At 69.2% G+C, this 22,562-nt stretch carries 19 protein-coding genes and 1 pseudogene; 10 read left to right on the forward strand and 10 right to left on the reverse strand.

Features of this window, described 5'->3' with window-relative positions:
* Positions 1–40 precede the first annotated feature (40 nt).
* From PSH25_RS33015 to PSH25_RS33040, 6 genes and pseudogenes are all read left to right on the forward strand, one after another.
* On the forward strand, positions 41–1,030 hold the full coding sequence (locus PSH25_RS33015; protein WP_238662784.1) for a metal ABC transporter substrate-binding protein: 990 nt from the start codon (positions 41–43) through the stop codon (positions 1,028–1,030).
* A 1-nt stretch (position 1,031) separates the two neighbouring features.
* Entirely contained in the window at positions 1,032–1,802 is a 771-nt protein-coding gene (locus PSH25_RS33020; RefSeq protein ID WP_238662785.1) for a metal ABC transporter ATP-binding protein, read from the forward strand.
* Positions 1,799–2,686: a metal ABC transporter permease gene (locus PSH25_RS33025; protein ID WP_238662786.1), complete on the forward strand. Its 888-nt coding sequence runs from the start codon at positions 1,799–1,801 to the stop codon at positions 2,684–2,686. The genes PSH25_RS33020 and PSH25_RS33025 overlap by 4 nt, the downstream gene beginning before the upstream one ends.
* On the forward strand, positions 2,670–3,509 hold the full coding sequence (locus PSH25_RS33030) for a metal ABC transporter permease (RefSeq protein WP_238662787.1): 840 nt from the start codon (positions 2,670–2,672) through the stop codon (positions 3,507–3,509). Before PSH25_RS33025 ends, PSH25_RS33030 begins: the two co-directional genes overlap by 17 nt.
* Entirely contained in the window at positions 3,506–3,814 is a 309-nt protein-coding gene (locus PSH25_RS33035; RefSeq protein ID WP_238662788.1) for an ArsR/SmtB family transcription factor, read from the forward strand. The genes PSH25_RS33030 and PSH25_RS33035 overlap by 4 nt, the downstream gene beginning before the upstream one ends.
* Positions 3,815–3,852: 38 nt before the next feature.
* Positions 3,853–3,972, forward strand: a pseudogene (locus PSH25_RS33040) (cation transporter); the annotation flags it as partial.
* A 49-nt stretch (positions 3,973–4,021) separates the two neighbouring features.
* Here PSH25_RS33040 and PSH25_RS33830 read toward each other — a convergent pair.
* Both PSH25_RS33830 and PSH25_RS33045 read right to left on the reverse strand, forming a co-directional pair.
* A complete protein-coding gene (locus PSH25_RS33830) occupies positions 4,022–4,144 on the reverse strand; it encodes a hypothetical protein (protein WP_274528300.1) in 123 nt (40 codons plus the stop codon).
* A gap of 74 nt (positions 4,145–4,218) precedes the next feature.
* Positions 4,219–5,559, reverse strand: coding sequence for a carbohydrate-binding protein (locus PSH25_RS33045; protein WP_372492894.1), 1,341 nt, complete (start codon positions 5,557–5,559; stop codon positions 4,219–4,221).
* 288 nt (positions 5,560–5,847) lie between these two features.
* Here PSH25_RS33045 and PSH25_RS33050 point away from each other — a divergent pair, with 288 nt between their 5' ends.
* Complete coding sequence (locus PSH25_RS33050; protein ID WP_238662790.1) at positions 5,848–7,011, forward strand: low temperature requirement protein A; 1,164 nt, start codon at positions 5,848–5,850, stop codon at positions 7,009–7,011.
* A 139-nt stretch (positions 7,012–7,150) separates the two neighbouring features.
* Here the strand turns inward: PSH25_RS33050 and PSH25_RS33055 are convergent, their stop codons facing one another.
* Positions 7,151–8,236: a hypothetical protein gene (locus PSH25_RS33055; protein ID WP_238662791.1), complete on the reverse strand. Its 1,086-nt coding sequence runs from the start codon at positions 8,234–8,236 to the stop codon at positions 7,151–7,153.
* A gap of 302 nt (positions 8,237–8,538) precedes the next feature.
* Between PSH25_RS33055 and PSH25_RS33060 the strand changes: the two genes are divergently transcribed.
* Positions 8,539–8,994: a hypothetical protein gene (locus PSH25_RS33060; protein ID WP_238662792.1), complete on the forward strand. Its 456-nt coding sequence runs from the start codon at positions 8,539–8,541 to the stop codon at positions 8,992–8,994.
* Positions 8,995–8,999: 5 nt separating this feature from the next.
* Here the strand turns inward: PSH25_RS33060 and PSH25_RS33065 are convergent, their stop codons facing one another.
* Positions 9,000–10,220 carry a PP2C family protein-serine/threonine phosphatase gene (locus PSH25_RS33065; protein ID WP_238662793.1) on the reverse strand — a complete coding sequence of 407 codons (1,221 nt, stop codon included), beginning with the start codon at positions 10,218–10,220 and terminating at the stop codon, positions 9,000–9,002.
* A gap of 193 nt (positions 10,221–10,413) precedes the next feature.
* On the opposite strand from PSH25_RS33065, the gene PSH25_RS33070 reads away from it, so the two are divergent.
* A complete protein-coding gene (locus tag PSH25_RS33070) occupies positions 10,414–10,851 on the forward strand; it encodes an ATP-binding protein (RefSeq protein ID WP_238662794.1) in 438 nt (145 codons plus the stop codon).
* 178 nt (positions 10,852–11,029) lie between these two features.
* Here PSH25_RS33070 and PSH25_RS33075 read toward each other — a convergent pair whose 3' ends face one another.
* From PSH25_RS33075 to PSH25_RS33085, 3 genes are all read right to left on the reverse strand, one after another.
* Positions 11,030–12,421: an endo-1,4-beta-xylanase gene (locus tag PSH25_RS33075; RefSeq protein ID WP_372492896.1), complete on the reverse strand. Its 1,392-nt coding sequence runs from the start codon at positions 12,419–12,421 to the stop codon at positions 11,030–11,032.
* Positions 12,422–13,069: 648 nt separating this feature from the next.
* Complete coding sequence (locus PSH25_RS33080) at positions 13,070–13,654, reverse strand: DUF642 domain-containing protein (protein ID WP_238662796.1); 585 nt, start codon at positions 13,652–13,654, stop codon at positions 13,070–13,072.
* Between the two features lie 349 nt (positions 13,655–14,003).
* The gene (locus tag PSH25_RS33085) at positions 14,004–14,915 is read right to left on the reverse strand and encodes a GNAT family N-acetyltransferase (RefSeq protein ID WP_238662797.1); all 912 of its coding nucleotides are present in this window, start codon (positions 14,913–14,915) and stop codon (positions 14,004–14,006) included.
* 210 nt (positions 14,916–15,125) lie between these two features.
* Between PSH25_RS33085 and PSH25_RS33090 the strand changes: the two genes are divergently transcribed.
* Positions 15,126–16,397: a CehA/McbA family metallohydrolase gene (locus tag PSH25_RS33090; RefSeq protein ID WP_238662798.1), complete on the forward strand. Its 1,272-nt coding sequence runs from the start codon at positions 15,126–15,128 to the stop codon at positions 16,395–16,397.
* 103 nt (positions 16,398–16,500) lie between these two features.
* Here PSH25_RS33090 and PSH25_RS33095 read toward each other — a convergent pair whose 3' ends face one another.
* The 3 genes from PSH25_RS33095 to PSH25_RS33105 form a co-directional block, all read right to left on the reverse strand.
* The gene (locus tag PSH25_RS33095) at positions 16,501–17,841 is read right to left on the reverse strand and encodes a M1 family metallopeptidase (protein WP_238662799.1); all 1,341 of its coding nucleotides are present in this window, start codon (positions 17,839–17,841) and stop codon (positions 16,501–16,503) included.
* On the reverse strand, positions 17,838–21,752 hold the full coding sequence (locus PSH25_RS33100; protein WP_238662800.1) for a Pls/PosA family non-ribosomal peptide synthetase: 3,915 nt from the start codon (positions 21,750–21,752) through the stop codon (positions 17,838–17,840). The genes PSH25_RS33095 and PSH25_RS33100 overlap by 4 nt, the downstream gene beginning before the upstream one ends.
* Before the next feature lie 230 nt (positions 21,753–21,982).
* Positions 21,983–22,240 carry a three-helix bundle dimerization domain-containing protein gene (locus PSH25_RS33105; protein WP_238662801.1) on the reverse strand — a complete coding sequence of 86 codons (258 nt, stop codon included), beginning with the start codon at positions 22,238–22,240 and terminating at the stop codon, positions 21,983–21,985.
* Positions 22,241–22,562: the final 322 nt, after the last annotated feature.

A 22,562-nucleotide genomic window follows, 5' to 3' on the forward strand; every position in this document is an offset into this window, starting at 1 on the left:
AAACGATTACCGTTCCGGATCTCAGGAATGGAGTGTTTTCGTGAAGCATGCACCACGCACGATCATCGCCGCGGCGACCGCCGCCGCGCTCGTTCTCCTTGGCGGTTGTGGCTCGGGTGACGACGCCGCCGAGGGCGGTAGCAACGCCTCGGCCGGCACCGGGCTCGCCGTGGTCGCCACCACCCCCGAGGTGGCCGACTTCGTCCGCACCATCGGCGGCGGCGACGTCACCGTCACACAGCTCATCAAGCCGAACGTGGACCCGCACGACTACGAGCCCACCCCGGCCGACATCCAGGCGATCGGCAAGGCCGCCATCGTCGTCAAGAACGGTGTCGGCCTCGAGGAGTGGCTCGACCAGACCATCGAGTCGGCCGGATTCAAGGGCACCGTCGTCGACTCCAGCCAGGGCGTCACCCTGCGCGAGGGCGGCCACGAGGAGGGCGAGGACGGCCACGAGGAGGGCGAGGGCGCGCACGAGGGCGAGGAGCACGACCCGCACATCTGGCACAACCCGCTGAACGCCAAGACGATGGTCGCCAACATCGAGAAGGGCCTCGCCGCCGCCGACCCCGCGCACGCTGCCGCCTTCGCCGGCAATCTGAGGAACTACACGGCGGAACTCGACAAGCTCGACGCCGACAACGAGGCCGCCTTCGCCCGGATCCCTGCCGACCAGCGCAAGCTCGTGACCAACCACGACGCCTTCGGCTACTACGTCGACCGGTACAAGCTGCAGTTCGTCGGCTCGGTCATCCCCAGCCTCGACACCTCCGCCGAGCTGAGCGCGAAGCAGCTCAACGACCTCGTCGCGAAGATCAAGGCGACCGGCACGAAGGCCATCTTCGCGGAGACGTCGCTGCCACCCAAGAGCGCCGAGGCGATCGCCAACCAGGCCAACGTCAAGGTCATCGGCGGTGAGGACGCCCTCTACGGCGACAGCATCGGCGCCGAAGGCACCCCCGAGGGCACCTACCTCGGCGCGGAGCGGCACAACACCCAGGTCATCGTCACGGCTCTGGGCGGCTGACATGGACGGTGTCGCGGTGGCCGACGCCACCCTCCGCTATGCCCAGGTAAGCGTCGGCTACCACGGCACGCCCGTACTCACCGACGTCAACCTCGACTTGACCCCCGGGCAGCGCCTGGCCCTGATCGGGCCCAACGGCGCCGGCAAGTCCACGCTGATCAAGTCGATCCTCGGCCTGGTTCCGGTCCTCGCCGGCACATCCACCGTGCTCGGGCGCACACCGTCGCAGGCCCGAGCCCTCATCGGATACGTTCCGCAGACCGACTCCCTCGACGCCGACTTCCCCGTGACCGCGGGTCAGGTCGTCATGATGGGTCGCTACCGACGCATCGGTTGGTGGCGTCCCACCCGCAGCGCCGACCGACGCCGCGTCCACGAGGCACTCGACCGCCTCGGCCTCGCGGACCACGCGAGGACACACTTCGGTGTCCTCTCCGGTGGCCAACGCCAGCGGGTACTGCTCGCCCGCGCCATCGCCGCCGAGCCACGGCTGCTGCTCCTCGACGAGCCGTTCAACGGCGTCGACGCGGTGAGCCAGGAAGCCATCCTGTCTGTCCTGCGCGACCTCAGCGCGGTCGGGACCACCCTGGTGCTGAGTACCCATGACCTGACGGTCGCGCGTGAGCTCGCCGACACGGTCTGCGTGCTCAACGGCCGGCAGTGGGCGGTCGGCCCGCCCGATGAGACGGTGACGGCCGATACGCTGCGCCGCGCGTACGGCGGACACGCCATCGAGTTGAGAGACGGCCGGACAGTGCTGGTAGAACCGTGATCGAGCCGTTCACCGTACCGTTCATGGGGCGCGCCCTGGCCGAGCTCGCGCTGCTCGCCCTCATCTGCGGACCGGTAAGTGTCTTCGTCTTCGCCCGCCGCCTGTCGTTCGTCTCCGACGCGCTGACGCACACCGTGTTTCCCGGCGTCGTCATCGGGTTCCTGGCCGGTGGCATCGAGGGCATCGTCGTCGGGGCGCTTGTCGCCGGCATCCTGACCGCGGTGGTGCTGACCCTGTTCAGCCGGGGCGGGGCGCTGTCCGACGATGCCTCCACCGCAGTGGTGCTCACCGCCATGTTCTCGATCGGCGTGGTGCTCGTGTCGCGGCGCTCCTCGTACACCTCGGATCTGACGTCGTTCCTCTTCGGGCGCATCCTGACGGTGACGCCGCGCCAGATCGCGGAGACCGCTGTGCTGGCGGTCGTCATCCTCGGGCTGCTGCTGATCAGCGCCCGCGCTCTGATCTTCCGGACCTTCGACCCGGCCGGAGCGGCCGCCGCCGGCTTCCGGACCGCCTGGCTCGACCTGCTGCTCAACATCATCGTCGCGCTCGTGGTCGTCGCCGCGGTACGCGCCGTCGGCACCATCCTCGTGGTGGCGTTGCTCATCGTGCCGGCCGCGACCGCCCGCATGCTCACCACACGCCTGTCGCTGATGGCGATGATCGGCACCGGCCTCACCCTCGTCGCCGCATACGGCGGCCTACTGGCCAGCTGGACCGCATCGGTCGACTACGGCATCTCCCTGACCTCGGCCTCCGCCGTCGTCCTGCTGCTCGTGCTCGCCTACCTGCTGCTGCTCCCACTGGGCGCGCTGCGGGCGAGGCGCAACCACGGGCGGATCGCCTCCAACGCAAGGAGATCGCCTCATGAACTGGTGGGATGACGCGCTGCACCGGGCCACCGCCGAGGTGCTGCTCGCCGGCGCGCTCGCCGGACTCGTCGGCGTTCACGTCGTACTACGCCGACTGTCCTTCTTCACCATGGCACTGACCCACGCCACGTTTCCCGGGGTGGTGGCCGCCTCCATCATCGGCGTCAACATCGTCGTCGGCGGCGTGGTGGCGGGCGCGATCGTCGCGCTGGGCGTCGCCGCGCTCAGCCGCCACCGAAGCCAGAACACGGCGGCGGCGACCGGAGTCATGCTCTCCGGTGGCTTCGCGCTCGGCGCCGGGCTCGTCGCCACCCAGAACGGCTTCAGTCGAGACCTGACATCGTTCCTCGTCGGATCGATCCTCACGGTCAGCCCGCAGGACCTCGTGACCACCGCGGTGGCGCTCGTCGTCGTCGCGGCCGTCCTGCTGGCCTGCGCCCGTCCACTGCGGTACACCGGCTTCGACAGGGTCGGCGCGCAGGCGGCCGGCTTCGCGACCGGTGTCTGGGACGTCGTGCTGCTGCTCGCCATCCAGGTGGCGGTCGTGACGATCGTCCCGGCGATCGGCACGATCCTCGCCCTCGCCCTCATCGTGGCGCCGGCGGCGGCGGCACGTCAGTGGTCGCACCGGCTGAGCGTCATCACCGCCCTGGCCGTCACGTTCGGTGCTCTCGGCGGGCTCGGTGGCCTGTACGCGTCGAGCCGCTGGGACGTCGCCGCCGGCGCGAGCATCACCCTGACCGCCACCGCGGTCCTGGCGCTGTCGACAGTGCTGTCTCGGCTGGTCAGATCCAGGCCCACGGCGGCCGCCCGCCCGCAGGCGCTCGCGGCATGAGCACCGCACCCCTCGACGAGACGAGCTTCGCCCTGGACCGGGCGGTGGTCGTGCTGCGCGCCATGGCCTACGAGCACCGGATACGTATTCTCGTGCTGCTTCAGGACGGTGAACAGACGCCTGCCTCGCTGGCGGAGGCCATGTCCACGGATTCGACGGTCATCGCCCGCCACCTGCGGTATCTGAAGGAGGCCCGGTTGATCCGGCGCAAGCGACGCGGACGAGAGGTCACCTACACCCTGCAGGGGGAGGCAACCAGGCGTCTCATCGCGGAAGTGCTGCACCACGCCGAGCACTCGGCCTGACCATCGCCGTGGAAGGTTCCACGTCCGGCTGCACGCTGTCGTTCGTCGGCCTTTCCCGTCTCGGGGCCGTGCAGCTGGCGGTCATGCCGATGCTGTCCGCCGCGCAGTGCCGCGCCGGCCGCGAACTCGGCTCCGTCTCCGCGGTCGCCGACTCGAAACCGGCATCCGGGGTTCTTCGGCTGGTGCGACGGATGGACGACGCGGCGGTCAGAGCGCCATCTGCATGAAGACGTCGGCGCGGGCGTACGGCGGCAGCGGGATCTGTGCCGGGCTGACGCGCCGCCGACTCCCCGACCGGCTCCGCCAACCCGATTCGATCCGGCCAGCCATGCCGATCGCTACTCACGGTGGTTCGACAACCGACCGCACTGACCAACTGGCGGTGGGCCCGGGGCCGTTACCCGTCAGCGGCCCTGCAGGCGCTTTACGTTGTCGCCGAAGGTCCACCCCTTCGACCCGTCCCAGTTCGCCGACCAGGTCATCAGGCCTTTGAGGCCGGGCACCGAGTTCCAGGCCTGTGTGACCAACGACGTCGACAGGTAGCCGCCGCCCGCCCCGATCTGCGCCGGCAGGCCCGGGACCTGCTTGTCGTACGGCACGCGGATGGTGGTGCCCTGGATGGAGAGGCCGTTGTTCAGGCACTGCGTCTGCACCGTGAAGCCCTGCACGGTGCCCGCCGGGTACGAGTCGCCGGCGCAGCCGTACATGCTGCCGTTGTAGTACTGCATGTTCAGCCACCAGAGCCGGCCGTTGTCCACGTACTTCTTGATGATCGGCAGGTACGAGCCCCAGATCGAGCCGTAGACCACGCTGCCGCCGGTGACGTAGGCCGTTTCCGGTGCCATGGTCAGGCCGAAGTTCGACGGCATCCGGGCGAGCACGCCGTCGATGATCCGGATCAGGTTGGCCTGCGACGTGGACAGGGTGTTGATGTTGCCGCTGCCGGTCAGGCCGGTCTCGATGTCGATGTCGATGCCGTCGAAGTGGTAGGCCGTCAGGATCGGCACGATCGTCGCGATGAACCGGTCGGCGACCGCCGCGGAGCTCAGGTCGATGCCGGCGGCGGCCCCGCCGATCGACATCAGGATGGTGGCGCCGGCCGCTTTGGCCTGGCACATCTCGGCCGGGGTGGCCACCTTCACGCCAGCGTCCATGCCGTTTTCCCAGAGGACCGTGCCGTCCGAGCGGATCACCGGGAACGCCGCGTTGATCACGTTGTAGCCGTGCTGGGTGAGCCGGCTGTCGGTGATCGGGATCCAGCCGAGGCCGGGGTGTACGCCGTTGGAGGCGCCGTCCCAGTTCTCCCAGTAGCCCTGCAACACCTTGCCGGCGGGCCGTGACTTCACGGCGCAGGTCCCACCGGTGGGTGGCGGCGTGGTGGGGGGAGGTGTGGTCGGTGGTGGCGTGGTGGGCGGCGGGGTCGTCGGTGGTGGCGTGGTGGGCGGCGGCGTGGTTCCCGAGCACGCGCCCAGGTCACGCCACAGCGACGGGGTCGCGGCGGGGTTCCAGCCGGCGCCGGGGTGCGCGGTGTGGGTGACAAGTGCCTGGTAGAGCCGGCCACTGTAGGTGACCTGGGCACCCGCCTGGTAGGTGCTGCCCTCGGCCCAGGCCGGCGCGGTGCAGGCGACCATCGGGACGGCGTTGGCCGAGGACACGGCGGCCATGCTGCTGGGGACGAAGGCGACCGCGGCCGTGACGGTCATCGCCGCCCCGGCTACCACTGCGAAAATCCGACGGCTTCTCATGGCTCACTCCCCAGGCGTCGACGACCCGCATCCTCCACATATTGACGTTCGTAAAGTTTAATATCAAGGGTTGTTTACAGATCCCGGGAAGTTGGGGGGCGCGGAGGCCGGCAGCCACCGCCGCCGAACGCAGTCGTCGGGGTGCGGCAGGAGATGACGGACCTCGCCGAGGGTGAGAGGGATGAGCCACTGGCCGAGGTCTGTCGTAACGTCCCGCCCCATCCGGATCCCGTGATACGAAGAGTGCGACGAATCGGGTGAGGCGGACGAACAGTGGCAGGCGACCGGGTGGCGGGGCTGCTGCGTAAGCGCGAGCATCCGCGCCAGGCGTCAGCCCTCGAGCTTTTCTTCGACCTGTCCTTCATTCTCGGGCTGACCCTGCTGTCGCGGCGGCTCTTCCATGACCTGAGCTGGGGCAACGCGTTCGAGACCTTGATCCTGTTCGCAGGCGTCTACTGGATCTGGATCGCGACCGCCTGGGCGACCGACTGGTACAACCCCAACCAGCTGATCATCAAGGGGCTCGTTCTCAGCATCATGTTCATCGGCCTGATGATGGTGGCCGCGATACCGAACGCGTTCGGTGCGCACGGATTCATCTTCGCCGGGGCGTACGTCCTCGTGCACGTCCTCCGGGGAGCGGTGTTGCTGACGCTGCTGCGCGGGCATCCGCTGCAACAGCGGTCGCTGCTGATCATGATCTGGTTCACGATCTCTGCGGTGCCGTGGCTGGTCGGTGCTTTCCGGCCGGAGGACGAGCGGGTCGTGCTGTGGCTGGTCGCCCTGGCCATCGACTACGGAATAGCCTGGCTGGGCTGGCCAACTCCGGGGCTGGGCCGAGTGCCGGACGAGAGCCTGCGCAATGTCGGCGAGCACCTGTCGGAGCGGTACCAGCAGGTGTTCATCATCGCCCTGGGTGAGGCGATCCTCGTCAGTGGTCTCGCCTACGCCAGCGCGGAAATCACTGGGCTGCGCACACTCGCCTTCGGACTGGCGTTCCTCAACGTGGTGCTGCTCTGGCGCGGTTATCTGATTCCCGGTGATCTGCGAATCGGCGGCATCCTCGATCAGAATCGCCCACGGATGGCGGTCTCCGTCGCACTGTGCCACGCGATGGTGATCGGGGGAACGCTGCTCACCGCGGTTGGCAACGAAGTGCTCGTCAGCGACCCGCTGGGTGATCCGCAGGGTGCCTGGGTGATGCTCATGGTCGGTGGAGCCGTGCTTTTCCTGATCGGTCGGATCACGTACCACCTGTTGGTGTTCCACCGTCTGCCGTGGCCCGGGCTGGTCGGCCTGGCGATTCTCGGCCTGCTGACCCCCGTGCTGCTCCTGTTCCAGCCCTTGATCATCTCGTTGGTCACCAATGCTGCGCTGTTCGGGGCCGTGGCCGTTGACCTCGTTCTGATTCGGCGATCGGTCCGGCAGGGTCGGCTGACCACGTCGTCGTGAGGCACCTCCCTGGTGGTCGACCGGGATGACAAGCGTTGATGCCTGCCCCCGGGCCGAGGCTGTCCGGATCTGCCACTGGTGCTGGGCCTCTACCGCGCCGGCAATGGGAACTCCACCACCGGCGCGGTGCGGGGCGGCGTCAGAGTCGAGAGGTGAAGGTGGCCAGGAAGCGGTGCGGGGTGACTGCGCCGGTGTTGTCGAAGCAGATGACGTCGACGTCGGCGTTGGTGGTGTACGTCCAGGGCTGGGTGAGGTGGCAGTAGTTGCTGCCTGCGCCCTGCGCCACCACCTGGGCGTGCGTCTCCTTGATACCGACCTGCGGGAAGGTCGCCAGGTAGCGGCCGGCGGGTGCCAGCGGCGCCACCGTGTTCGCACCGACACCGAGCACCGAGTTGTCGTTGGTCGGCCCGCCGACGGCGGTACCCAGGTAACCGAAGTACGACGGCGGGCCGAGCGAGCCGATCACGGGTCGCCGACGGTGGTACGAGAGGACGAAGTCGGTGTTGGTGAACGCGCCGGCCTGGTCGTAGCAGAAGACGTAGACCTGCACGTCGCTGCCGACCGCGCTCCAGGAGTAGACCTTGCAACGACGGGGACCGGCGTTTGGCTGCACGGCGGTGACCTGCACGTTGCCGGCGAGCACTCCGGCCAGCCCCACCCCGGGCAGCCGCACCAGATACTGCCCGACGCCCACCGGCCCGACCGCGTTCACGACGCCCGTGGAGTTGTACGACTGCGCCACCACGCCACCGCCCCACTGCACGTACGCGTGGGAGGTGCCGACCGGCAGCACGCCCGAACTGGTCGTCCAGAGCACGGTGAACGGGGTGTCCTCGCGCGTGCCGCCGGGCTTGTGGCACTGCACGTCGACGATCTCGTCGGCGCCGGACTGGAACCAGCGAACCACCTCGCAGTAGTGACCGGTCCGGTTCACCGGGGTCACGTGCGGCACGCCCCGCGAGCTGGCACCCACCTGCGGAAAGCGGACCTGGAACCGGCCGGGTGCGAGCTTGACGCCGTCGGCCCAGGCGGCCGGGAAGGCGGTCTTCCAGCTACCCCATTGCCGGCTGGTGTCCAACACCGTCCAGACCGGCACGGTGGGGTCCTTGACGTACGCGAAGCCCCAGCGGTCGGCGGTGGCCGCCGCGGCCGGTGCCGGCGGCGCGAGTGCGCCGGCGGCCAGGACGGCGGCCAGGGCCGCGGTGACGAACGATCGGAGACGCATCTGTTCCTCCAGTCGACGGGAACATGTCGGAGAGGAGTGTGCGCGGGGTGATCCCATGGTCACAGTCGGCTACATCGTGCTCCGGTGTCGGCTGTCCGCCACTCGTGGCCGCACACCGCCGCCACTCCGCCTCAGGTGGGTGCCGGCGAGTCTTCACCTCGCTCTTCTGAGGGAGTGAAACCCACTCAGGGAGGGAGGCGTTGAGGCGTTGGCTTGGCGAGGGTGCTGGTATGTCCGCTTGTAGAGGTCGTCGCTGGGCGTACGGCGCCTTCGTCTGGTTGATTTTCTTTGTGGTGTCCCACGTGATCCTGGTGTTCTTCCCCGGGGACGATCCAACCGGTGATGGACCGTGGGGCATGAGGGCCTACGTGATCTTCAACGTGGTGCTCATCTCGATGTCGGCCATCGGGGCAGCTGTCGTTCTGGCCACAGTCCGCCCGCGGGCTCGACATCTTCCCCGGTGGTTACTTCTGATGCCACTGATGTCTGGCAGCATGCTGCTCGTCATCCGGGGTGTTCCAGGAATGGTGGAGAACCTTCTGATGGTCACCGGTATCCGGCGCGGTGGCCTCATGGGGGTGTCGGACATCTCCACGGGCGAGTTCTGGACCGGCATCGGAATCAACACCTACTTCTTCGCAGGAGCAGTGATGCTGGTTGGGACAACCGTTTCCTACGGCCGCCGATCAGCGGAGAGCGCCCTGAGCAACGGAGCGACCGGCAGCCGTTCTTGTCGTAGATCCGAGTCAGCTGCCTGAGCGCCCTATTCCGACGCTGGTTGACGGCGGATGACCAGTAGGGCGATGTCGTCGTTAGGGTGTTCCTCCGCGGTGGTGGCCATGATGTGGTCGCACAGAGTCTCGGCTGGCCCGGACCGTACGGCGTCGGCGAGGCGTTCGATGCCGGTGTCGATGAGTTCGTTGCGGCGTTCGACCAGTCCGTCGGTGTAGAAGACGAGCGCCGCACCCGGCGGTAGGTCCAGCACGGTGGTGCGGCGATTGGCCAGTGGTCGGCCCACGCCGAGTGGCCGGTCCACCGTCAGGTTGACGAGCTTGGTGGGTTGGCCGGGGACAGCCAGCAGCGGTGGCAGATGGCCTGCGGAGGAGAGGTGCACCGTCGCGCGGTCGGGTGCGATCAGGGCGTAGACGGCGGTGGTGAGGGTGCCCGCTTCGAAGTGGTGAATCTTGCGGTCGAGGGAGGTCAGCGCCTGGGCGGGATCGTCGGCATCGAGTGCGTAGGCGCGTAGCGCGCTGCGGATGCGTCCCATGACGACGGCGGATGGCAGCCCGTGGCCGGAGACGTCGCCGATGACGGCACCCAGCCAGCCCGAGGGCAACGTGAACACGTCGTACCAGTCGCCGCCGATGCCCAGGTCGTGACCGGGTGCGTACCGGGCGGCCAGTTCCAGGCCGGGGATGTCGGGTAGCCGGCCTGGTAGCAGGCTGTGTTGCAGGGCCAGCGCTGCCTGCCGGTCGAGGACCTGAGCTCGGGCTTGACCTGCGAGGCTGGCTCGATCGGCAACGAGCTGCAACAGCTGCACGTCGTCGGGGCCGAACCGCCGCAGAGCCAGGGAGCCGACGTGTAGTACGCCGACGAGGTTGCCGTTGACGAGCATGGGCACGCCCAGCAGGGCACGTATGCCCGTGGCAAGCAGGATGGGATTGACCACGTCGTCGGGCGTAACGTTGTAGATCGTGACCGGCGCCCGTGTCGCCGCCACTCGCCCAGCGAAGCCGCGTCCGACCCGGATGCGGAAACCGCGGCGCACCTCCTCCTCCAGGCCCTTGGCCGCTGTCGCGACGAGTTCGCCGGTGTGGTCGTCCAGCAGCAGGATGGTGGCGGTGTCGACCTTGAGTAGGTCCCGGATGCGTTCGAGCAGCTCGTCGAGTAACTCGGCGACGTTGAGCCCCGACAGAGCGGCATCGGTGATCGCTCCGATACGGCGCAGCCGCTCCTCATTCGTCATCAGCTCGGCATCGGCCACCCAGGAAGCCTAGACGCCGGAGCGCCGCCACTAGCATGCCAGCAGCGAGATCAACAGTGTCGCGCCTCCGAGGTGGGGTACCTTCCCATGTCACATCGATGCATTGGTCGTCCGGCGAACACGTTCCGGAGAGCCCTCCTCGCCCGTCCATCGGTGAGGTCACCGGCTCCACGTTCCACAGGGAGGAGTAGCAGTGGCGAACCCACCGCTCGACCAGCATGCTCCCGCCGCCGGAAAGCCGCTGTTCTCGTCGTCGTTCACCCTCGCAGACCTCGCCCGCGTTCGACACGAGGTTGAGGCCGTCAGTCGCCGGTGCGGCCTTGACCACGCCGAGATCGAGAACTGGGTCACGGCGGTCAACGAATTGATGATCAACGTGATTCGGCACGGGGGCGGCAGAGGCGACCTACGCCTGCTCCTGGACGGTCAGCTCACCTGTGAGGTCACCGACCAGGGGCGAGGCTTCAACACTGCTCACTACGTTCCGCGCGCCGAGCGTCCGCCCCTGTCCGAAGCTGGAGGAATGGGCCTGTGGGTGGTCGGGCGGATGGCCGACTACCTCCTCGTCGACAGCGGACCAGCAGGCACCATCATTCGCATCGCGGCACGCACCCGCGACCTGCTCGGGTAGCCGTCACCGGCGCGGCCGGCAGGCGTTCGTCGCCGCGGTCTGGGTGGTCCGGGCGGGCCCGGCGTGATGCCGAGCCCGCCCGTTTCAGTCCGGCCAGTTCAGGCGTCGTGGATCTCGCCCAGCAGCTTGTAGGTCTGCGCGCCCTCGCGCGGGTCGCGCACGGAGCCGACCATGATCATCACGCGAGGGAGGCGAGCCGGAACTGCTGGTTGGTTTGTCCGTGGCAGTCGTAGAGCTGGATCTGGGCTCCGTTGGTGGTGCTCCAGGCGTCCAGGCATCGTCCGGACTGGGCGTTGCTGATGGTGCCGTTGGAGTTGACGTTCCACTGTTGGTTGGTCTGGCTGTGGCAGCTGTAGATCTGTACCGCCGCGCCGTTACCGGTTCCGGCCGCGTCGAGGCACATGGTCCCGTACACCTGGAGTTGTTTGGTTGAGGTGTAGGTCCATGCCTGGTTGGTCTGTTTGTTGCAGTCGTAGAGCTGCACCCGGGTGCCGTTGGTGCGTGAGGCGTTGGGCACGTCGATGCACCGGCCGGACTGCGTGCCGACGATCTCGCTGGCGGAGCCCGGTGGCACGGTGGGGGTGGGTCCCGGGGTGGTGGGCGTGGGAGTGGGCCCGGGACCGGCGCTGTTCAGCGCCTCGAGGGTGGCCGTGTAGGCGGCCTTCTTGTTGCCGTTGCACTCGAAGAGCAGCGGAGTGCCGCTGGACCGCCACGAGTCGCAGTCCCGCACCCCCCACACCGTGATCCCGTTGCAGCGAGCCACGGCCAGACAGTCGTTGACCACGTTGCGGTAGGTGTTGGCCTGCGTCGTGCCGGAGCCCTCGATGTCCAGCTCGGTGATCTGCACGTCCACCCCGAGGGCGGCGAAGCTGGAGAGCGTCGTACGGTAATTGCTGTTGTACGGTGAGTTCGCGTTGAAGTGGGACTGGAACCCGACGCAGTCGATCGGCACCCCACGAGACTTGAAGTCGCGCACCATGTTGTAGACGGCCTGCGTCTTCGCCCAGGTCCAGTTGTCGGTGTTGTAGTCGTTGTAGCAGAGCTTCGCGTTCGGGTCCGCCGCGTCGGCGGCGCGGAACGCCGCCTCGATCCAGTCGTTGCCGGTGCGCTGCAGGTTCGAGTTACGACGGGCGCCGCTGTTGCCGTCCTCGAACGCCTCGTTCACCACGTCCCACGAGTAGATCTTGCCCCGGTAGTAGGTGGCCACCCGGTTGATGTGGTTGAGCATCGCGTTGCGCAGCGCGGTGCCCTCCATGCTCTGCATCCAGCCCGGCTGCTGCGAGTACCAGGCCAAGGTGTGGCCCCGGACCTTCCAACCCCGGGAGATGGCGTGGTTCACGATCCGGTCGGCGTTGCCGAAGGTGAAGGTGTTCTGCTGCGGCTCGGTCGCGTCGATCTTCATTTCGTTCTCGGGTGTGACGCTGTTGAACTCGCGGTTCAGGATCGTCGTGTACGCGCTGTCGCTGAGCTTGTTCGCGGCGACTGCGGCACCGAAGTAGCGGCCAGACTGGGCCGCGGCCGCGCCGAGGGTCGTCTCGGCGGCCTGGGCCAGGTTCGGCAGCAGCGACACGGCCAAGGCCAGAATTATCGCAGCTGTTCCGGAAAAAGTGAGAGTGCGTAGTCGGGTACGCCCGGTGGGACGGGTCCGGGTAATCATGGTGATCCTCCGGTGGTGGGATGGGAGAAGCTCTGTCGCTGTTCGAGTGAGGACCCGGCTCAGATGGCAGCGGCCACGATGCTCAGTCCGCCGAGCAGGCCGGAACTCACTTCGGGCGTCCGCCCGGATGTCAGGCGACTCGAGCTACCTGACCAGCGGGCGGAGGGCTGCGATGAGTGGGTCCGTTCGCCCGCTGGGTGGTGGTTGCGGGCGCTGGCTCTAGGTGGTGGACGTGGGAACCTCGCAGGTGGGTGGGCCAGACGCTCGCGTGAGGCGCCTCCAGTGCTGAAGGGATGATGTTAACGTTCACGTCTATCGATGGCTCTCAGGCTGGCAGAAAGTTCCAAGTTTTTCAACCGGTAGTTTCGGAGCTGTTGCGGGCACGGAGATTGAAGGTTTGAGTCCCTTCGGGGCGAACAAGATCAACAAAGCGCCTGACCCGTCGATGACGAGGTCAGGCGCTCTGTTGATCGTCCACCTACGTTGCTGGGAGTCGCACGGCGTCACGCAACCTCAGTTGCTCTCCGGTGGCGTGGACGTGCTCGACCAGGCTGACCGGTGCTAGCCGATTCGGACCGCAGCGGCCGTGCCGGCGGGGCAGATGACGAGCAGGCAGCTCTCGACCCGTACGTCGTCGATAACCGGGCCGAAGGCATCCGCCGTGGTGCTGGCGAACTGCAGAACCGTGGCGGCGGACAGGATGTTCGTGAAATAGAAGGTTCTGTACACGTATCCCATGGCCGATGGCGTGTGGCCAGCAGTGTCGAAGGAGAAGCTGTCGACCGTGTGGCCGTTGGCCGTGACCTTGCCCGTCACGATGAGGGGGCCGTTGTCGGGGTTGCCGGCGAGGGCGTAGCTCACTCGATAGGTGGTGAGCAGCTTCGTGGGCAGCGTGCGAGCGACCGCACCCGGGCTGAACCCGTTGAGGTCGAGTGACTGGTTGCCTTCCGCGGCCTGCCAGTCGCGGGTCAGGCCGACGGTGCCGGCGGTGACGGTCCATGCGCCGAACTGCTGGCCGGCGGCGAACTCCGTGAAGTCGCTGGGAATGGCCGGATTCTCGAAACCGTCGGCGAAGACGGGGGCCGCCGCTGCTGGACTCGCCGGGAGGGCGGTCAGGAGGGCGGTCAGCGCCATGGCCAGCGCCACTCCGATTGCCGTGCGACGGGTGCGTGGACGCTTCGTCACCATGCTTGTCCTTCCGACGTGGGCATCGGCTGGGGCGGGCCGGGCTCCGTTCCGCGACTCGACCACCGAACGCTGAAGAATCGATGCCCGCGAGTGACGTTACGGTGACGCCGCAAAGCCTGGCAAGGCCCGCCAATTCCCGGAAACCGGCCAAAATTGACAAGGATTGAGCATCGGAGGGACTTGACATCCACCCGCCGCAACCAGTGGCTGGAGTCGGTTGTCGACCGCGACGGCGGTCCAGGGCGCCTTCTGGAGACCATCGGCTGGCAGACCAACTCCGGACCGGATCTGCCGTGACGCGTCGGCGTCAGCAGACGATGACCAGGTTGGCCATGTCGACGACCGGCCGGTAGCCGAGATCGGCGTAGATCTTGTTCGAGGTCGGATTGGCTTGGTCGGTGAACAGGCAGACCCGCGCGCCCTCGGCCTGGATTCGTCGGGAAACTTCGGCGACCGCGTTGCTGGCCCAACCACGCCCGCGCTGGGCCGGCGGTGTGTACACCGGGCCTACGCGGGCCACTCCGAACGACGGTGGGTTGGCGCCGGTGAGGTGCACGGGCTTTCCTGTCTCGTCGGCCCAGAACCACAGCCGTCCGGCTTGGAGCCGGCGCAGCATCTCGGCGTGGTCGGGCACTTCGTGCGCACTGGTACCGCGTGGGCGGCCCGCCTGTTCGTCGGCGTCGCCCATGAACGCGGCGAACCACTGCGTGACCAGTTCCACGTCATCCACGGTCGCGACCACCAGGCCGCCAGGCGCAGGTGGCGGCCACGCCAGCTCGGCGAGCTCGTGCAGCCGTGTGTGCTGGGTGACCTGGACTCGACCCCCGCCGAGCCGGGTCAGCTCGGCGGCGCACAGTTCGACGGCCGGCAGGGCCCCGTTGACGGCGATCACCTCCTCCTCGCGTTCGTGCAACGCCCGGGCCAGCGCAACGGCCGCGTCGTCGGGCATGGGCAGCAGAAACGGCGGGTAGGGGGCGTACGGCGCGGTGCGCATCGCGGCACCGACCACGGCACCGGAGTCGTCGCTGACCACCAGCCACCAGGTGCGGTCGGGTTGCGAGATCCCCTCGGCCCGCTGGGACATCAGCCGGTGCGCGACGGTGGTCACGACCGTGCTGACGACCGGATCGGCGCGCAGGTAGTCACCCGCGGCGACCAGGAACTCGCCCGGGTCGGTGAAGAACCGCAGCCGCAGTTTGGCCATCGGGACAGTGCTCATCTGCGTACGCTAGCCACCGTCGTACGACGTGCACACGGGATTTTCGTACGGCCGAGGACTGCATCCGCTGAGCCAGCCGAGATTCCTGCGAACGGGCTGCCGCCGCAAGGTCGGTCTGGCTGGTGATGCCGCATGAGGCGTACCGCACTGTTCGCCTGACCGACGACTCGGTGTGACGTCTCAGCCAGCTCCATCACCATCTATATATTCATGACTGGACATCACCCACACCACTGCCACCACGATCACGGATCCGACGACGAGGTGCCGTACGGCCAGGTCGAGGTCCCCGCAGGCTTCGGCCGACGGGCCCTTCTCGCCGGTGCCGGCGGGACGCTGATGCTGGCCGCGCTACCGACCGCGGCCCGGGCGGCCAACACGACGATGGCTGGCGCCCCGACCGCGGCGGTCGGCGCCGGCCGGGCATCCCTGATCACCCAGGGCACGATGCTGGTCCACACCGACATGCACAACCACACGGTCATGTCGGACGGTGACGGCAGCGCCGAGGCCGCGTTCGCCTCGATGCGCGAGGCCGGTCTAGACGTCGCCGCGCTGACCGATCACGCCACGCTCTTCTCCATCGACGGGCTCAGCTCGTCCGAGTGGCGGACGACCGGTGACCTGGCCAACGCGGCCAACGACCCGGGCCAGTTCACCGCGATCCGCGGGTTCGAGTGGTCGCATCCTCTGCAGGGGCACATCAACGTCTGGAACACCTCCGACTTCGCCGACCTGCTGCGGGCCGGCAGCCCCGGCAGCCTGTACACCTGGCTCGCCGGCCGGCCCGGAGGTCTGGCGAGCTTCAACCACCCCGGTCGGGAGGCGGGCCGGTTCAACAACTTCTCCTTCACCGCCTCGGCCCGGGAGCAACTCGTGGGCCTGGAGATGTTCAACCGGACCGACGACTTCCTCTTCGAGGGCTGGTCGTCGGGCCTGGCGTCACCGCTGGTGGCGTGCCTGAACGCCGGTTGGCGGCCGGCGCTCACCGGCGTCACCGACGAGCACGGCACCACCTGGGGCTTCCACGAGGGCAAGGGTCGCAGCGGCCTGTGGGTCGCCGAGAACACCCGCGCCGCGGTGTTCGAGGCGATGGCCGCTCGCCGTTCCTTCGCCACCCGTGTGTCGGGGCTACGGGTGGACTCCACCGCCAACGGCGTACGCATGGGTGGGGTGCTGAACGTGACCTCCGGCGACGTCCGGTTCCTGCTGGATTTGGACCGCGGCTCGGCCTGGGACGGCAAGCCCCTGCGGATCCAGGTCCTCCGTCCCGGCACCTCGGCGCCGACCGTCGTCGATGTCATCGACACCGTCAACGGTCAGGTCACCGACTTCACCGTGCCGCTCAACGTCACCGACGGCGACTGGGTGGTGCTCCGGATCTCCGACCCGTCCCTGCCCAACGGCACCCCCGGCCCGGCCGGTCACCCGTGTAACGACTTCGGTGTGGCCTACACCAGCCCCTGGTGGCTCCGGCCCTGACCGTCGAGGTGCCGGTCCCGGCACGGCCGGCCAGCCGCAGACGGCTGCGTGGTCGTTCCGGGACCGGCATTCGGCTCCGCGGGATGGCCGCGCCCCAGCGTGGTCAGCGGGGTAGTGGAGGCAGCGTCGGGCTGTCGAGCCAGGCATCGAACAGATCATCCAAGGGCGCGCGGGCGAAGCGCTGGGCGTGCAGTCGGAACTGCTCGCTCGTCACCGTCGAGTGCCGGTGTTCGGCGACCCAGGCGCGCAGGAGCGCGAAGAACGACTCGTCGCCGACCCGCTTCCGCAGGGCGTGCACCGTGAGCGCGCCGCGCTTGTAGACCAGCGGGTCGAACATCCGGTCGACACCGGGGTCCGCGACGATGACGCTGCGGGGGCGATCCGCGATCCACGCGTACCACCGCGCGGCCAGGGCATCCGTCGGTAGGTCGCCGCAGACACCGGACCACAACCACTCGGCGTACGTGGCGAAGCCTTCGTTGAGCCAGATATGCCGCCAGTCCGCCACCGTGAGGCTGTTGCCGAACCACTGGTGGGCCAGTTCGTGCACGACGAGCCGCTCGTGCGTGCGCCGCCCGTCGACGTGGTTCCGTCCGAAGACGGCCATGCCCTGCGCTTCGACGGGATCGTCGAGGTCGTCGTCGGCGACCACGACGACGTACTCCCGGAACGGGTACGGCCCGAAGAGCCGCTGCAGCGCCGACATGATCTCACCGTGCCGACCGAAGTCGTGGGCGACGTTCCGGCGCAGCGCGGGCGGGATCGCCGCGCGCTGCACCACCTCACCGACAGCCAGGTCCACCACCTCGTAACGTCCGATCTGGACGCTCATCAGGTACGGCGAGGTGGGCTCGCGCCGCTCGTACACCCAGGTCGTGCCGCCCGCGCCTCGCCGCTGGAGCACGGGATCACCGGTCACCAGCACCGTGTACGGGGAGGAGGTCGTCACTGTCACCCGGAAGGTGGCCTTGGCGCCGGGCTGGTCATCGCACGGAAACCAGGACGGCGACCCGTTCGGCTGGCTGGCCACGAGTACCCCGTCGGTGAGTTCCTCCCACCCGAGTTCGCCCCACCGGCCGGAGATGGGCACCGGCTTTCCCGCGTACCGGATCTCCACCCGGAAGGTGTCCCCGGCGGCGATCGGCCGCTCGGGTTTGATCTGCAGCTTGTCCGGCCGGTGCAGGTACTTCGCCGGGCGCCCGTCCACCCGGACGTCCTGGACCCGGAGCCGACCGAGATCGAGAGTGAACCGCGACAGCGACTGCCCGGCCACCGCGGTGATGTCCGCCCGGCCACCGAGACGGTTCGACACGACCCGGTAGTCGAGGTCGAGGTCGTAGTGCAGCACCCGGTAGCCGCCGTTGCCGTGTTCGGGCAGGTAGGAGTCGCCCGAGCGACCGGCGCCGGGCGTTGCGCCGCTCCGCGCCGACGCCTTCGGGTTCACGCCGACCGTGCCGCTGGCGCCGCCCAGGTGGTGATCGGGTTACCCAACCACCGGCTGTCGCACGGCACGGCGTCGCCGCGGGTCACCAGCGAACCGGGCCCGACGGTGGTCCGCGCCCCGATGCTCGCGCCTGGTAGGACGATGCCGTGCGGGCCCAGCGCGGCTCCCGCGCCCAGTGTCACCACGTCCATGCTCATCACACGATCATGGAACAGGTGGGTCTGCACCACACAACCGCGGTTCACCGTTGCGCCGTCGCCGAGGCGCACCAGGTCGTACTCGGGCAGCCAGTAGGTCTCCAGCCAGACGCCTCGGCCGATTTTCGCACCGAGCGTGCGCAGCCACGCCGTCAGCAGTGGCGTGCCGGTCGCAAAGCGGACAAACCACGGCGCGGCAAGGACCTCGACGAACGTGTCGGCCAGCTCGTTGCGCCACACGAACGAGGTCCACAGCGCCCGCTCGGCGACCCGGAAGCGCCCGACCAGCAGCCACTTCGCGGCCGTCGCGAGGGCGGCGGCGACGATCGCGGCGCCCAGCAGCACCGGCCCGGCGGCGAGCGCCGCCGCCCACCACCCGGCAGCCCGCCAGACGAACGCGAGTACGGCCAGGACGCCGATCGCCAGGGCGCCGGCGCACATCACCGGAACGATCCGGCACAGCTCGATCGCGGCCCGGGCCAGCTTCAGCCGGACCGGCGGGTCGAAGGTGCGGCTGGTGTCGGCGGCTTCCACGGTCCGGCGCAGCGGCATCGGCGGCGCGCCGAGCCACGACGAACCCTTCTTCGCCTTGAACGGCGCCGACGACAACACCCCGACCAGCCCACGCTTCGGCACCGAACGCCCGGGCGCCGCCATTCCTGAGTTGCCGAGGAACGCCTGCTTACCGATGCGGGCCGGGGCCACCCGCAGCCACCCGTGGCTCAGCTCGTATGTCGCGACCATGGTGTCGTCGGCCAGGAAGGCCCCGTCGGCGACAGTGGTCATCGCCGGCAGTGCGAGCACGGTGGACGCCTCCACCCCGCGCCCCACCTTCGCGCCCAGCAACCGCAACCACACCGGCGTGAAAAGACTGGCGTAGAGCGGGAACAGCCCGACCCGTGCCATCCCCATCAGCCGCTCGGTCGTCCACACCTGCCACGCCACCCGCCCCTGCACAGGGTGGTACCCGGCGCGCAGGCCGATGCTCAGCGCCCGGACGGCCCCGAGCACCAGCAGCGCATAGCCCACGACGTAGGCGACGGTCGCCACCGCGACGGCGGCCAACACGGCGCCGACCGCCGGTCGGACGGCGAGCGTCCAGCCGAGCAGGGCGAGCGCCGGCAGGGCGGCCACGACCGGAACCAGCCCCAGCAACTGGGCGGTCATCCCGTATGCGAGCGGCCAGAGGCGCGCCCCCGTCCGCGATCGAGGGGGACGCTGCCCGGGCCACCCGTCCGAGTCCTTCCCAGCGGCTGCGGCCGGTGAGCCGGCCCACTGTTGGTTGGCCGGTACGGCGCCGGTCACCGTCGAGCCCGCGGCGACGCGGGCGCCCTTGCCGACCCGGGCGCCCGGCATCAGGGTGCTGCGCGATCCGACCCGGGCGTCGGCACCGACTCGCACCCTGCCGATCCGGACCACATCGCCGTCGACCCAGTGGCCGGACAGGTCGACCTCCGGCTCGATCGCCGCGCCGCGGCCGAGCTTCAGCAGGCCGGTCACCGGCGGCGCGGAGTGCAGGTCGACGTCAGCCCCGATCTGCGCGCCGAGAGCCCTGGCGTAAGTGATCATCCAGGACGCTCCGGCGACGCTCGTGGCGCCGGTCAGCTCGGCGAGGCGTTCGGCGGCCCACAGCCGCAGGTGCACGCCGCCACCGCGTGGGTAGCTGCCGGGGCGTACCCCGCGGAGCAACAGTCGCGCTCCCGCGGCGGCCACGGCGATCCGGCCCAGCGGACTGAACAGCAGAAGCCAGCCCAGCGCCACCCACCACCAGGACACGACCGGCGCCCACGACGCCGGCGCGAGCAGGACGAGGACGTTGCCGAGGGCGGCCAGGACGGTCAGCCAGCGCAGCCCGACCAGCGCGAGCATCGGCACCATCAGCGCGGCCTGGATCAGTCCGGCGCGCCTCGGCGTCGGACGGACCTCTCGGCGCGTCGCCGCCGTGGTGTCGAGCGCGTCGAGCACGGCCGCGAGCCGCGACAGTTTCGGGTGGAGGTAGATGTCGGCCACCGAGACGCGCGGGTACCGGCGCCTGATCCATGCCACCAGTTGCGCCGCGTTCAGGCTGCTGCCGCCGTGGGTGAAGAAGTCGGCGTCGGCCTCGATGGGGCGTACACCGAGGATCTCCGCCCAACCGCCCGCGAGCCATTCCTCCGTCGCGGTCAGCTCACCCGCAGCGTTCTCATCGGTGGCCAGCGGCCAGGGCAGCGCGGCCCGATCCACCTTGCCGGACGTCCGGGTCGGCAGCGCGTCCACCACGGCCAGCAGCGGCACGAGCGCGGCCGGCAGCTGCTCACGGATCCGCAGCGCCGCCGTCGCGGCATCGAAGGCGACGCCGTCGTGCGGAACCACGTACCCCACCAGCAGTTGGTTGCCCGCGGCGGTGCGCTGCACCGCCGCGGCGGCACCGGCGACGCCGGGCAGTGCCTGCAGCGCGGCGTCGATCTCACCCAGCTCGATCCGGCGTCCGCCGAGCTTCACCTGCTCGTCACCGCGGCCGACGAACAGGAGCCCTTCGGGCTCCGCGCGGACGATGTCCCCGCTGCGGTACGCCCGCTGCCAACCGAGCGCGGGCAGCGTCGCGAACTTCTCGGCGTCCCTGCCCGGATCCAGATAGCGGGCGAGGCCCACCCCACCGATCACCAGCTCACCGGTCTCACCCATCGCCACCGGAGTGCCGGAGCCGTCGACCACGGCGAGCTCCCAGCCGGCCAGCGGCAGCCCGATGCGTACCGGTCCCTCGCCGGTCATCCGCGCGGCGCAGGCGACCACTGTCGCCTCGGTCGGTCCGTACGTGTTCCAGACCTCCCGGCCCTCGACGGCCAGGCGCTGTGCGAGTTCCGGTGGGCAGGCCTCCCCACCGAAGATCAGCAGCCGGACCTCCTCCAGCGCCTCGACCGGCCACAGCGCGGCGAGCGTCGGCACCGTCGATACCACCGAGATGCGCTGCTCGGCCAACCACGGACCGAGGTCGACGCCGCTGCGGACGAGCGACCGCGTGGCCGGCACCAGACACGCGCCGTGCCGCCACGCGAGCCACATCTCCTCGCAGGACGCGTCGAACGCCACCGACAGCCCGGCCAGGACCCGATCCTGCGGGCCGATCGCCTCGCTGGCCTCGTCGGCGAGGAACAACTGCGCCTCGGCGTCCACGAAAGCGGCCGCCGCCCCGTGGCTGACCGCAACCCCCTTCGGGGTGCCCGTCGAGCCGGAGGTGAAGATGATCCAGGCGTCGTCGTCCGGGCCGGGCCGGCCGGTCCGACCCGCGGGGGTACGGCGCAACGACACCGTCAGCCCGTCACCGAGGACCGCCACGACCCCCGCCTCGGCGAAGACGAGCTCGGCGCGTTCCTCCGGATCGTCCGCGTCGACCGGCACGTAGGCCGCGCCCGCCGCGAGAACGCCGAGGATCGCCAGGTACAGCTCGGCCGTACCGGAGGAGATCCGGACGCCCACGCGGTCGCCGACACCGATGCCGTGTCCGGCGAGCGACCTCCGGACTGCCTCGACCTCGTCGGCCAGGTCGCGGTACGTCAGTGCCGTAGCGCCGTTGTCGAGAGCAGGAGCCTCGGGGTGCGTGCGCACGGAGTCGTCGAGTATGTCGACGAGCGTGCGGCGGGCCGGGGCCGAGGGGGATCGGAACACCGCCGGGGTCACCCGTGCGGTAGCCACCGGAGGAGGCGCGACCACCTGCAGATCACTCGTCACGGGCACCGGGTGTTCACCATCTTCACCTCGCGGATCGGCGTCAACCAGGCGTGCGGCATGCGGACCCGCCCTGGGCAGCCCTCAACGCTACGTCGCACCCGGCCGGGAAGGCGGGTAGGCAACGGCTTCGTGTCCACCACCACAGCGATCGTCGAACGGCTGCGATATGCCGCGAAGTGACCGAGTCGGTGCCGCCGCCCTCCACGCCTACCGCGGCGGCCGACGATGTCGCGTGCCTACTCGGGCCGTTCGTCGCTGCGGATGTGAACGGTCCCGCCGCCGCTGCGCAGATCCTCCGTCACCTGCTTCTCGGTCAGGGCGACAAGGTGCGAGTCGACGGTCGCCTCGTCCTTGAGCCGCGCGTGCGTTTCGTGAACGCGGGCGGAAAGCTCGGCCTCGTCGGCATCCGGAAAGCGTTGTTTCAGCGTCTCGACCTGACGTTGCAGGGCGATCTCCGGGTCAACGAGACCGCCGGTGGCCGCGGGTTCGGTCATCACACACCTCGCCTTCGTCCTTTGTGTCTTGGTGGTGGTGCCCTGAACATCCGCTCGACACGCATTCGTTCGCGCAACGTTCACCTTCGATGTCGGCCCTCCCGCGCCGTCGGTGAGACGTTCGAGAACCTCGGGTCCTCACCCGCTAAGCGGCCATTCAACAACCTAACCTCCTAGGATGCCTTACGGATTGTGCCGCAACCGACCCACGTCACCTACGAATCCGAGCTGACGACGAGCGAGCCCACGAAGTTCGAGAATTCGCGCCCAGAATCGGTAACCAAATCGGCCGGCCGACCCGTCAGTCAGGTGACAGACCGCC

Origin of the sequence: Micromonospora foliorum, assembly GCF_022229015.1 — a bacterium.
Taxonomy (GTDB): Bacteria; Actinomycetota; Actinomycetes; order Mycobacteriales; family Micromonosporaceae; genus Micromonospora; species Micromonospora foliorum.